7 protein-coding genes are annotated in these 13120 nt (G+C 67.1%); 2 read left to right on the plus strand and 5 right to left on the minus strand.

Going from position 1 to position 13120, the window contains the following annotated elements:
- Window positions 1–165 precede the first annotated feature (165 nt).
- Complete coding sequence (locus tag ACZLZQ_RS20560) at window positions 166–678, plus strand: hypothetical protein (RefSeq protein WP_472950959.1); 513 nt, start codon at window positions 166–168, stop codon at window positions 676–678.
- On the opposite strand, the gene ACZLZQ_RS20565 is transcribed toward ACZLZQ_RS20560, so the two are convergent.
- The 5 genes from ACZLZQ_RS20565 to treZ all read right to left on the minus strand — a co-directional run bounded on the left by ACZLZQ_RS20565 (window position 675) and on the right by treZ (window position 9104).
- Window positions 675–1721, minus strand: a complete 1047-nt coding sequence (locus tag ACZLZQ_RS20565) for a Gfo/Idh/MocA family protein (protein WP_472950960.1) — start codon at window positions 1719–1721, stop codon at window positions 675–677. The two genes, ACZLZQ_RS20560 and ACZLZQ_RS20565, sit on opposite strands and share 4 nt — an antisense overlap.
- Window positions 1718–2503 carry a ThuA domain-containing protein gene (locus tag ACZLZQ_RS20570; RefSeq protein ID WP_472950961.1) on the minus strand — a complete coding sequence of 262 codons (786 nt, stop codon included), beginning with the start codon at window positions 2501–2503 and terminating at the stop codon, window positions 1718–1720. The genes ACZLZQ_RS20565 and ACZLZQ_RS20570 overlap by 4 nt, the downstream gene beginning before the upstream one ends.
- Window positions 2504–2654: 151 nt before the next feature.
- Window positions 2655–5360: a malto-oligosyltrehalose synthase gene (treY, locus tag ACZLZQ_RS20575; protein ID WP_472950962.1), complete on the minus strand. Its 2706-nt coding sequence runs from the start codon at window positions 5358–5360 to the stop codon at window positions 2655–2657.
- A complete protein-coding gene (gene malQ, locus ACZLZQ_RS20580) occupies window positions 5357–7213 on the minus strand; it encodes a 4-alpha-glucanotransferase (RefSeq protein WP_472950963.1) in 1857 nt (618 codons plus the stop codon). The genes treY and malQ overlap by 4 nt, the downstream gene beginning before the upstream one ends.
- Complete coding sequence (gene treZ / locus ACZLZQ_RS20585) at window positions 7206–9104, minus strand: malto-oligosyltrehalose trehalohydrolase (protein ID WP_472950964.1); 1899 nt, start codon at window positions 9102–9104, stop codon at window positions 7206–7208. Before treZ ends, malQ begins: the two co-directional genes overlap by 8 nt.
- Window positions 9105–9763: 659 nt before the next feature.
- Here treZ and ACZLZQ_RS20590 point away from each other — a divergent pair.
- On the plus strand, window positions 9764–13105 hold the full coding sequence (locus tag ACZLZQ_RS20590; RefSeq protein ID WP_472951098.1) for a transglutaminase family protein: 3342 nt from the start codon (window positions 9764–9766) through the stop codon (window positions 13103–13105).
- Window positions 13106–13120 lie beyond the last annotated feature (15 nt).

Here is a 13120-nt window from a genome sequence, read left to right on the forward strand (position 1 = left end):
GGATACGAGTTTTGCGGCAGGCGCGAATGCCACGGGGCGGGGCCGTCGTCGACGCTGGAAATTGGGCGCGGGCCATAGCGCGCGCCTTGCCGGAGGATGGCGAGACCAACGCGATTCGCTTAAGGTCTCACGCGCCTCGAATGAGGCCATCCTGGGGATCCACCCATGCCGAAACCGCAGCGAAAGATCGCGCCCCGCACGCTCGCCCTTTCCGGCGGCGCCTTTCTCCTGGCGCTCGCCGCCGCGGCCTTCGCGGTGCGCGTGCCGCCGGGGGAGACGCCCTATCTAAAGATCGCCGGGGCGGGCTTCATCTTCAACTACCGCATCGCAGACGCCTATTACGGGTTCACGGCCTGGGTGATGAAGCCCGTCAAGAACGCCTCGGTGATCGAAGCGATTTTCGAGGATCCAGCGGGCGGCGCTCCCTTGGTGGTCAAGGCCAAGCTCTGGCCGAAGACGCGGCAATACGGCTTGCGCACCCCGTCCCTCCACGGCATCGAGACCGGCAAGCCCTATCATGTGACCGTCAGGCTGCTGCAGCAAGGCGATGAGGCCGTGCTGTTCGAGGAGGCGTTCGCCGTCGTCTCCGACGTCAGTTCGGACGCGATGCCGGCAGCACCGCTGACCATTGGGCCAGGCTATACGCGCAACCCCGCTTTGCCGGATGCCGGTGGCTAGACCGTCAGAGTCCGCCCCTCGGTATCGGAGACGAAGCAGAGATCGAGCAGTTTCTGCACATCAGCCGCCCGGCGGAAACTCGGCTCGCCGTTCTCGCCCGAGAGCAACGCCAGCACAAAACGCTCGGCATTGGTCGGCGTTGCCGGACAGTCAACCGCCCGCCAGGTCTGCGTTTCGATGTCGGGGCCGAGGCAGGCTTCGAGGCGCGAGGCCTCGTGGTTCGCCCAGATCTTCAGGGCGCCCCTCTCGCCGTGGATGGTAAGGTCGAGGTCGTTCAGCTTGCCTGTCGCGAATCGGGTCATGTGGACGACGCCGAGCGCGCCGTTCGACATCTCCACCGTCATCGCAACGCTGTCGTTGACGTCGAGCCCGTAGGGGCCGATCGCGCCGCCCTTGTCGAAGGTCTTCATGCGCGCGGAGAGGCTGGCGACGTCGAGCCCCGTCCCGAAGGTCAGGAAATCGAGGATGTGGATGCCGACATCGCCGAGCACCCCTTTCGAGCCGTGCGCGGCCGACAAACGCCAGAGCCAGCGCTCGTCGGCGCGCCAGTCGCCCCAGTGGCGGCCGGTCAGCCAGCTCTGGAGGTAACTGGCCGAGACGTGGCGGATGTCGCCGATCTCGCCGGCGTCGATCATCCGCCGCGCCTTCTGCACGGCGTGTACGTTGCGGTAGGTGAGGTTGACCATGGCGACGAGACCAGCGGCATCGGCCGCCTCCGTCATCGCCAGCGCCCCAACATGGTCGAGCGCCAGCGGCTTCTCGCAGAACACCGCCTTGCCGGCAGCGAGCAGCTTCAAGGTCGTCGGCTGGTGCGCGGCGTCGGGCGTGACGTTGACGGTGGCGTCGAAGCCGTTCCAGCCGAGCGCATCATCCAGACTGCCGAAGGATGCCGCGATCCCGTGTGTCTCGGCAAAGGCCTTTGCGCGCTCGGCGTCGATGTCGCAGGCGGCGACGACGCGGCAGCCGGGAATGACGGCGAAGAACTCGGCATGCCGGTGCGCCATGGCCCCGGTGCCGAGGATCAGCAGCCGCTTGTCGCTCACCGGAAACCCTTTTCGCCCCGCTGGTGAAGCGAGCCGCCGCGCTGCTCGATCGGCTCGCGCGCCTGATCGACCGGCACGTTCGGCGCCGCCGAGACATCGGCCCAGGCGGGCAACGGGTTGTGCGCCCAGCGCACGGCGTTGCGCAGCACCTGCTGGATCTTCGGATCGTGGTAGATCGGGTAGGTCTCGTGGCCCGGGCCGAAATAGAAGATACGCCCGGCGCCGCGCTGGTAGGTGACGCCGGACCGGAACACTTCGCCGCCTTGGTACCAGGAGATGAACACCGTCTCCATCGGTTCGGGGATCAGGAAAGGCTCTCCGTACATCTCCGAATTCGGCAGTTCGATATGGTCGCCGATCCCCTGCACGATCGGGTGCGAACGGTTGATCGCCCAGAGCCGCTCGCGCTCGCCCGCCTCGCGCCATCGCAGCGAGCATGGCGCCCCCATCACCCACTTGAAGATCTTGGAAAAATGCCCGGAGTGCAGGACAATCAGCCCCATGCCCTCGAAGACGCGCTGCGCCACGCGCTCGACCACCGCGTCGTCGACCGCCGCATGCGCCTTGTGCCCCCACCAGAGCAGCACGTCGGTCGCCGCCAGTCGCTCGGCGGTCAGCCCATGCTCGGGCTCATCGAGGGTCGCCGTCGCCGGGATGATCCCGGCGTCGGCGGCCAGCGCGTCGGCGATGGTCCGGTGGATACCACTGGGGTAGATCCCCCGGACGGTCTCGTTCTCACGCTCGTGCGCGAACTCGTTCCAGACGGTGGCACGGATCGGCATGGCAAGTTCCCATCTCGGTTGGCCGCCGGTGGGGACGGCAAGAGCGCCGCACATCCGTAGCGATGGACGCAGGACGCTCCCAGATTTTCAATCAGAGCAACCTCTGTTCGGCCCGGTGGACCCTCTCAAAGGTTGCTGAGACGGCCCCGCTCTATTGGGAGATCAACAAGGCGAAAGGCAGGCCATCCGGCAGGTCGGCGAGCTTCACGCGATCGGCTGGGCCGACGCGGCCGGTCCCCAGCGCATTGCGCCAGGTCATGCCGGCGAGCTCTTTCGGCAGCACCACGGCCGTATCGCCCCACTGCGCTGCCGATGGCTGCAGGCCCTCGGCGCCTTCGAGCAGGCTGAGGCACAGCCGCGGCGCGATGGTGACCGACGCCTTGCCGTCCTCGACCCGCGCGAAGGCGACGACGTGGCGCGCCGCGCTTCCCTCGATCGCCAGCGGCACATAGGCGCCGGTGGTGTAGAGGGTCGGCGATGCCACCCGCGCGGCAACGCCGGCAAGAATGACCTTCGCCTTCACCGCGCCGCTCCGCCAATCCGCCAGCATGGCGGAAATGGCGACGTTGTCCGTCGCCGCCGCGGCTGCGCAGGCCTTGAAGTCCACCTTCCGCCGGTTGTCGGGATCGACGAGGCTGAGGTCGTAGAACTCGGTGCCCTGGTAGATGTCCGGCACGCCCGGCGCCGTCATCTTGATCAAGGTCTGCGACAGCGAGGTCAGGGCACCGGCCGCCACGAAAGGCTGAACCGACGTCCAGAAGTCAGCGAGGAAGTCGTCCGTCGCCTCGCTGTCGAGTGCCGCCTCGACGAAGGCCTTGAGAGCCGATTCGTACGGCTCGGCCGGCGAGGTCCAGGACGTGTAGCGCTTGGCTTCGCGCACCGCCTTTTCCATGAAGACGCATAGCCGCTCGCCGATCGCCTTGCGGGCGGCGGCATCGGACGGATCAAAGTCCGCCGGCAGCACGCCGAGCAGCGACTGGTAGAACATCCACTCGCTGGCGGCGTCCGGCGAGTCGAGCGTCTCCTCGATCGGCTGGCGATAGGCGCCCATGGCCTCGGCAAAGCCTTCGACCAGCGACGACCAACGCTTCGGCGCCTCGCTCAGCGTGTAGAGGCGCGCCCGGGCGTCCTCGCCGCGCTTGGTGTCGTGCGTCGACGTGGCGAGGAGGCCTTCCGGCTGGTCCTCGGTGCGGATCGCCATGGCCTCGTGGAAGGCCTCGACGCCGGCGCCGTAGTGATCCGGCTCGCCGCCGACTTCGTTCAAGGCGATCAGCCGGTTGTAGCGGAAGAACACCGTGTCCTCGACGGCCTTCGCCATCACCGCACCGGTGGTCTGCTGGAAGCGGCGGGTGAAGTTCAAGGCGCCGGCGACATCGCGGCCATCGTCGAAATCGAGCTTCAAGAGGCGGCCGATGAACTCGATCGGCTCGTCGGCCTCGACCTCGCGCTGCGACGTCGCGAGCGCGACGGCATCGTCGATGATCTTGGCATCGCCCTTCGGCACGCCGTCGACGCCGACATAGGTGCGGTAGACCGGCAGCGCCGAGGCGACCTCGATGATCGAGCGCGAGATCGTGTCCGGCCCGAGATCGCGCGTGGCGAGGCCGCGGCTCGCTACCGTCAGCGCCTCGCCGGTGAGGTAGGCGAGCTCGCCCGCGAGGTTGCGCGAGAAGATCGAGCGCTTCTGGCGCAGGATCATCTGGCGAAGATCCTCCTCCTCGCCAATGAAGTGCGCGTAGCCCCGTGTCATCCCCTCTTCTTGGTCGGGGTCGACATATAGCCCCGCCAGCGCGGTGATGAACTCGTAGCCGGTGGTGCCGGCGATCTCCCAGGAGGTGCGCAGGCGCTCTTCGCCGGTGAGGATCTTCTCGACGTAGATGACGGGGTCGCGGCGCACCGACTGGAAGGCCTGCTTCAGGTCGAGAAGGTAGTTCTTCGGGTCGGCCAGGCCATCGACGTGATCGATGCGAATGCCGTCCAGCCGCCGCTCGCGGGCCAGCCGAATGACGGTGCGGTGCGAGTCGCGGAAGACGTGACGCAGTTCTTGGCGAACGCCGATGAGGTCGGCGATTTCGAAGAAGCGGCGATAGGTCAGCTTCTCCCGCGCCGTCCGCCACCAGGCCAGACGCCAGACCTGCGCCTCGTGCAGCGCGTGGAGCGCGCTCTGGTCCGCGTTGATGGCCGCAACGGCCGCATCGAGCGCCGTGGCGAAACTGGCGTCACTGAGATGCTCGCGCAGACGCTCCGTCAGTTCCTCCCCCTCGATCGGGGTCGCCACCGAGAATCGGCGCACCAGGCGGTCGCGCTCGGCATGCTCCAGGAAGCCGAAGACATGGCCGAGCGTGCGCGGATCGAGCGGCAGTTCGTAGCCAGCCGCATCGAAGCGCAGCCGGGCACGCTCGCGGTCGAGCACCACGGAGAGATCGCCGTCCATCGACGCCTCGCCATAGGGCTTCGACAGCACCGGGATCAGCACCTTCTCGGCGTCCCAGGCGATGTCGAAGGTGTTGGCGTAGCGGCTCTCCTGGCCCCAGGCGAGCACGTCCTCCCACCAGGCGTTCTCCGGGCTGACGCCCATGTGGTTCGGCACGAAGTCGAGGATCAGGCCGATGTCCTGGCCGGACAGCGCATCGCTCATCGCCAGGAAGCCGGCATCGCCGCCGAGGTCTTCCTCGAAGCGGTTGTAGTCGATGACGTCATAGCCGTGCGTCGAGCCCGGCGAAGCCGCGAACACCGGCGAGGCGTAGAGATGGCTAACCCCGAGGGTCTTCAGGTAAGGCGCGAGGTCCCGCGCGGTGTCGAAACCGGTTCCTTCGCGGAACTGCAGGCGGTAGGTGGCGATCAGCTGGCGGCTCATACGGTCTCCGGTCGTTCGTCGCGCATGGCCCGGGCGATGGACTGGAAACCGCCGTCTTCGGCGAGGTCCTCCAGTTTCACAGCGGAGCGGATGCGCCAGTTAGGGTATTCATCGGTGGTGCCGGGCAGATTCGGCTGGCGCTCGGAGCCCGTCATGTCCTCGATCTGCACGGTCACGAGAAGGCTCGGCGCCTTGGCGAGGAAGCGGTGCACGGCATCGGCGATGTCCTGCGACAGCGTCACCGGCAAGGCGTCCTCGCCGCTGGCCACGCGGTCGTATTCCTCGGGCAGGACGCCGGCTTCCTTCAGCGCGCCGATCAGCATGCGACGGTCGCGCTTGCGCTCCTCACGCTGCTCCTCGGTGCGCTTGGCATTCTGCCGCCCGGTCTCGGCCCGCAGGTCGAGATCGGTCCCCAGCCACCAGCCCTTCAGCGTCGGCAGGTCGTGGGTGGAGACGCAAGCGAGCGAAAGTTCTGGGTAGGAAGAGGTCGGCAGGAACTCGACATCCCGGCGCTCGAAATAGAGCACGCGGTACGACAGGAGGTTCGCCTCGCTCAGCGTTGCGCGGAAGCCCGGCGGCACGGTGCCGAGATCCTCGCCGATGACAAGGCAGTCATTGCGGTTGGACGCCTCGGCAATGGTGTCGAGCATTTTGCCGAGGGGGTAGCGGACATAGCCGCCCTCGGCCGACTTGTGCCCTTCGGCAATCCACCAGAGTCGGGCAAGGCCCATGACATGGTCGATCCGAACCGCCCCGGCATGCCGCGTGAGCGCATCGAAGGATTCGCCGAGCGGGCGGTAGTCCCGTTCCGCCAGCGCCTTTGGCGAGAGCGGGGCGAGGCCCCAGTCCTGGCCGGAGGAGTTAAACATGTCGGGCGGCGAGCCGACGCGTGCGGCACCAACGGTCAATGCCGGATCGCTCCACGTCTCCGCGCCGTCCGGCGAGACACCGACGGCGAGGTCGAGATAGAGGCCGATGCTCATGCCTGTCGCCTTGGCGCGGCGCTGAGCCTCCGCCAACTGCTCCTCGGCGGTGTATTGCAGCCAGAGATGGAACAGGATTTCGTCGCCCGCTTCGGCTTCCAGCGCGTGCACCGCCGGCAGGTCGCGGCTGCGCAACGCTTCCGGCCAGGAATGCCATCCGGCATAGGCGCCGCTCGCGACCTGCCGGGCGGAAATCGCCTCGAACAGCGCAAAGTCACGCAGCGCCTCGCCACCGCCAGCGCAATAGGCGTTGAACGCCTCGTCGTGGCGCAGCGCCTCCAGCTGCTGCAGAAAAACCTCGCGCAGCAGGAGGTTCTTCAGAAGACCGACGGCGACATACTCGACGAGGTCGCCTCCGAGCACGGCAAACGCCGACGGCTCGCTCTCCCGTAGCCGGGCGATTGCGTCCGCCCCACCAGGAAGCTCGTCCACCGCGATGTAGAGGGGATTGATGAACCGACGGCTCGACGGCGAATAGGGGCTGAACCGTCCGGCATCGGCCATGAACAGCGCGTGCAGCGGGTTGACGCCAACGAAGCTCGCACCGACCGATCCGGCGATCTCGACGAAGTCGCTGAGGTCACGGAAATCGCCCATGCCAAGATTGCGATCCGATCGCAAGCTGTAGAGCTGGCAGGCAATGCCCCAGCTGCGTCGGGAGCTAACTTTCTCCGGCAAGGCGCAGCGCGAGGCCGGCTTGTCGCCGGCTTCGTCGAAGCTGCCTTCCTCGCCGGTCTCGGGATCAACCCCCAGCGCCTTGAGCAGCGACAGCTTTGCGCCATCCTCGATCACCTTGCGCTCACCCATCTCGGAGACGTAACCGAGCTGAATGCCGTGGCTTTCGGCGAGCTTGTCGAGCCGATCAGTCATGCGAAGCCTCCTCGTGGGTCGTGTCGGCGATCTGCAGCATCCGGCTCAGGCGGAAGACCACGGAAGGACCAGGCAAAATCCCCGACTCCAGGTCCTCGGTGGCATGCTTGGGATAGGCGAAGACGAGTTCGCCGCTGGAGCGATCATCGGTCGACAGCACGTCGGGGATGGTCCACGGCTCATCGTCGAGATTGGCGAAAAGCTTCAGGACGTTACCGTCCTTCAGGACCCAGGACACCACGAACGCCGCACTGTCGTCGGAAATGTAGTGGCTGCCGCAGTTCGGCGGAATGTCGGTCAACAGCGGCACGATGCTTTCGTGTCGCAGCTTGAGGATCGCCGAGACCTTGAACAGGCGGCGGCGATAGGTCGGCCGTTTGGCCATCTCCCAGTCGAGCATGGAATAGCGGAACGTCGCCTCCGAATTCGGATCCGGAATCAGCTTGCGGTTGGCCTCGTCGCGGAACGCGTCGAACTTCTTGAACTCCGCCCGGCGGCCGTCGCGAACGGCATCGCCGAGTTCGCCGTCGAAATCGGTGAAGAAGCAGAACGGGTTGGTGTCGCCGAACTCCTCACCCATGAACAGCAGCGGAATATGCGGCGACAGAAGGAGGATCGCCTGCAGGCACTCCACCACCCGGCGCGAGGCAAGATCCACCAGCCGATCGCCGAAAGCCCGGTTGCCGATCTGGTCATGGTTCTGGATGAAGTTTACGAAGGCCGTCGGCGGCAGATGAGCCGAGGGGAAACCGACATCCTCGTCGCGGTGGCGCGAGTGCTCGCCCTGGAAGACGAAACCCTCGGCCAACGACCGGGCGATCTGCTTGACGCTGTTGCGCGAATAATCGGCGTAGTAACTCTCGTTCTCGTGCGTCGCCAGAACGTGGGCGCAATGGTGGAAGTCGTCGTTCCACTCGCCGCTGATCAGAAGCGGCTCGCCCTTCGGGTCGCGCTCGATATGCCAGGTGATGTTGCGCGCGTCCTCGCTCGTGATGTGGACATGGCGGTCGGTGATCTTCTCGCGGATCCGCGCGCCGAGTTCCCGGATGATCGGAACGTCGGTCGTATCCTGGATCGAATCGATGGCGTCGAGGCGCAGGCCGTCGATGCGGTATTCGTTCAGCCAGAACAGCGCGTTCTCGATCATGAACTCGCGCACCGCCGGCTCATCATAGGCGATCGCCGCACCCCAAGCGGTGTGAATCTCTGGGTGGAAGAACTCCGGCGCATAGGCGTTGAGGTAGTTCCCGTCCGGTCCGAAGTGGTTGTAGACGACGTCGAGAAAGACCATCAGGCCGCGCTCGTGGGCTGCGTCGACGAGCCGCTTCAGGCCCTCGGCACCGCCATAGACCTCGTGCGGCGCGTAGAGCAGCACGCCGTCATAGCCCCAGCCCCGCTGGCCGCCGAACTGCGCGACGGGCAGCAGCTCGATCGCGGTGATTCCGACACCCTTGAGATAGTCGAGCTTCTCGACGATGGCATCGAACGTGCCCTCGGGCGTGAAGGTGCCGGTGTGCAGCTCGTAGAAAACCGTCTCGTGCCAGGGGCGCCCTTTCCAGCCGGCCGACTTCCACTCGAAGGCGCGGGGATCGACAAGCCGTGACAGGGAGTGCACGTCCGACATCTGCGCCCGTGCCGCAGGGTCCGGCACCACCTGCTCGCCGTTGACCCGGAACCCGTAGCCTTCGCCGACCGCGACGGCATCGGTCTCGGTCTGCCACCAGCCGCCATCCTCTTTGTCCATCGGCAGGAAGCGGCGCTCGCCCGCCCGCTCGGCGACGAGTTCGATGGTATCGACATTCGGCGCCCAGAGGCGAAAGGCGGCACCTTTTTCGGTAATGCGGCTTCCCCACGAGGTCGCTTGTGAAAACGTCTTCTGTGTCTCGGGCATGTTCATCCTTTCCCAGCCTTCACCGCATCCGCTGGGGGCGATGAAGGACGTGGCATTGCTCGGCGTGCCCTGGAGGCGACCGATATATGTTGCGCCGCGGATGCGGCCTGAATCTGAGGAGGTCGGCGATCGCCGGAATGCTGCGGAAATCCCGTTCCGGCATCCCGTCTGCCGCATCGGTCGCTGCGTCCGGTCGGTCCGCCCTCGAACCCTACATGGGTCATGGCCGGCGCGTGTCCCGCTTTAAAGTCCCGGAAATCGGGAATCTCCTACAGCCAGCCAACCGGCTGTCCGCTGCGTGTGCTGCCCGGCCACGCCACCCCTCAGCGTAGTCTGCCGATCCCGGCGAGGTGCGAAGGGTCAGGCATGACAGGGCCGGTTCACCTTCGCTGAAAACTCGCATGACCGCACCCTCGAGGCCGACCTGACAACCCTCTCCGGCCGCTCCCCTGGAACACAGGAAGCGGCAGGCAGGCGGTGGATCGGCGACCTTCTTCTCGCCTCAATGTGAGGCGTCCGCGGTAGTTCCCCGATCTAGCCACGGGCAAAGCTGTTATTTTCGCATCTGCGAACACAGTGCGCCTTACCTGCTTGCGGCGGGGACGTGAACGGCTATGGTCTTGGCGAACAATCCGATGAAGAAGGTAAGACTTCGCCCGATGTCGATCCTCGCCGCACTCCACCACGTCACGCACTACCAGTACGACAGGCCGGTCCGGCTGGGTCCGCAGGTCATCCGCCTGCGCCCTGCCCCGCATTCGCGCACCAAAGTGCCGTCCTACTCGCTGAAGGTGACGCCGGAGAACCACTTCATCAACTGGCAGCAGGATCCGTTCGGCAACTACCTCGCCCGCTTCGTCTTTCCCGACAAGGCGACCGAGTTCAAGATCGAGGTCGATCTCGTCGCCGACATGACGGTCTACAATCCGTTCGACTTCTTCGTCGAGGATGCCGCGCAGGCCTGGCCGTTCGCCTATGAGGAGCCGCTGCGCACCGACCTCTCCGCCTATCTCGGCGCCGAGCCCGCCGGGCCGCTGCTCAGAACCTTCCTCGCCGAGCTCGACCGCAGCGAGACGCACACGGTCGACTTCCTCGTTGGCCTCAACCGGCTGCTGTCGCAGAAGATCACCTACCTCATCCGCATGGAGCCGGGCGTTCAGACGCCGGAAGAGACGCTCGCCAATGCCTCCGGCTCCTGCCGCGACACCTCCTGGCTCCTGGTGCAGATCCTGCGCCAGCTGGGCTTTGCCGCGCGCTTTGTCTCCGGCTACCTCATTCAGCTGAAGCCCGACCTCGTCTCGCTCGACGGGCCTGCCGGCACCGACCACGACTTCACCGACCTGCATGCCTGGGCCGAGGTCTACCTGCCGGGCGCCGGCTGGATCGGCTTCGACCCGACCTCCGGCCTGATGACCGGCGAGAGCCACGTGCCGCTCGCCGCGACCCCCCATTACGGCTCGGCCGCGCCGATCTCCGGCGGCGTCGACTATGCCGAGGTGACCTTCGGCTTCGAGATGACCGTCGAGCGCATCGCCGAGCGGCCGCGCGTCTCCGCCCCGTTCTCCGACGAGAGCTGGCAGGCGCTGGATGCGCTCGGCGAGGCGGTCGACGCCGAGCTCAAGGCCAACGACGTCCGCCTCACCATGGGCGGCGAGCCGACCTTCGTCTCGATCGACGATTTTCAGTCCGAGGAGTGGAACACCGCCGCCGTCGGGCCGCAGAAGCGGGCGCTCGCCGACGACCTGATCCGCCGCCTGCGCGACCGCTTCGCGCCCGGCGGTTTCCTGCATTACGGCCAGGGCAAGTGGTATCCCGGCGAGACGCTGCCGCGCTGGACCTTCTCGCTCTACTGGCGCAAGGACGGCCTGCCGATCTGGCGCAACTCAAACCTCATCGCCCGCGAGGTCACCGAGGCCCCAGTCTCGCTCGCCGACGCCGAGACGCTGACGCGCGAAGTCGCGATGGAGCTCGGCGTCGACCCGGCCTATGCTGCTGCCGCCTACGAGGATCCGTCCTACTGGATGTCTCGCGAGGCGAAGCTGCCGGAGAACGTCGAGCCGAGCGACCCGAAGCTCGACGATGCCGAGGAGCGCGCGCGCCTTGCCCGCGTCTTCGACCGCGGCCTGTCGAAGGCCTCCGGCTACGTGCTTCCCGTGCAGGCCTGGCAGTCGCAGGCAAGCGGCACCGGCATGACGCCGGGCGTCCGCTGGATGTCCGAGCGCTGGACGACGCGGCGCGGCCAGCTGTTCCTGATGCCCGGCGACAGCCCGGTCGGCTACCGCCTGCCGCTCGGCGCGCTTCCTCACGTGCCGCCGGCGCAGTACCCTTATATCCACCCGAACGATCCGACCGCGGAACAGGGCCCGCTCGCAGCGCCGGAGGAGATCGGCCCGGGCCGCGAGCAGCCGAGCATCCTCGCCGCCAGCCCCGAGGTCTGGCAGGCGCCCGAGCAGAAGCACGAGGAAATCTTCGGCGCGGTGCGCACGGCGATCTCGATCGAGCCGCGCGACGGCAAGCTCTGCGTCTTCATGCCGCCGCTGGAATCGCTCGAGGCCTATCTCGATCTCCTTCAGGCCGTCGAAGTGATCGCCGAGAAGCACGGCCTGCCGCTGGTGATCGAGGGCTACCAGCCGCCGCACGACTCGCGCGTCAACGTCATCCGCGTGGCGCCGGACCCCGGCGTCATCGAGGTCAACGTCCATCCCGCCGCCTCCTGGCGGGAATGCGTCGAGATCACCCGCACCGTCTACGACGAGGCGCGGCAGTCGCGGCTCGGCACCGACAAGTTCATGATCGACGGCAAGCATGCCGGCACCGGCGGCGGCAACCACGTCGTCGTCGGCGGCGCAACGCCGACCGACTCGCCCTTCCTGCGCCGGCCGGACCTCCTGAAGTCGCTGGTGCTGCACTGGCAGCGCCATCCTTCGCTCTCCTACCTCTTCTCCGGCCTCTTCGTCGGCCCGACCAGTCAGGCGCCGCGCGTCGACGAGGCGCGGCACGACGCGCTGTACGAGCTCGAGATCGCGATGGCGCAGGTGCCGCTGCCGGGCGAAGGTGCCGCGCCCTTGCCGTGGCTGACCGACCGGCTGTTCCGAAACCTCCTCGTCGACGTCACCGGCAACACCCACCGCTCCGAGATCTGCATCGACAAGCTTTACTCCCCGGACGGCCCGACCGGGCGCCTGGGCCTCGTCGAGTTCCGCGGCTTCGAGATGCCGCCAGACGCGCGCATGAGCCTTGCCCAGCAGCTGCTGGTGCGGGCGCTGGTCGCGAAATTCTGGAAGGAGCCGCAGTCCGGCCGTTTTGCCCGATGGGGCACGACGCTGCACGACCGCTTCATGCTGCCCGCCTTCCTCTGGCAGGATTTTCTCGAGGTTCTCACCGATCTCGGCCGCTCGGGCTTTGCCATCCGGCCGGAATGGTTCGAGGCGCAGGCCGAGTTCCGCTTCCCGTTCTGCGGCAAGATCGAGCGCGAGGGCATTGCGCTGGAGCTGCGGCAGGCGCTGGAGCCCTGGCACGTCATGGGCGAGACCGGCGCGATCGGCGGCACGGTGCGTTTCGTCGACTCCTCGGTCGAGCGGCTGCAGGTGAAACTCACCGGCTTCGACCCGGCCCGCCACATCGTCACCTGCAATGGCCGGCAGGTGCCGCTGACGCCGGTCGGCAACGGCCGCGACGCAGTGGCCGGCGTGCGCTTCAAGGCGTGGCAGCCGGCCTCTGGCCTCCACCCGACCATCCCGGTGCACGCTCCGCTGACCTTCGACATCTACGATCGCTGGTCGCAGCGCTCGCTCGGCGGCTGCGTCTACCACGTCGCCCATCCCGGCGGTCGCAACTACGAGACCTTCCCGGTCAACGCCAACGAGGCGGAGGCGCGCCGGCTGGCGCGGTTCGAGGACATCGGCCACACGCCGGGGCATTACGCGCCGGTGCTCGAGATCCCCGACCCGTCCTTCCCGACGACGCTGGATCTGCGCCGTCCGGCGAGCCTGGCGGTCTGACCGGGATGACGGGCA

This window comes from Mesocryomonas lacus, from assembly GCF_055730105.2.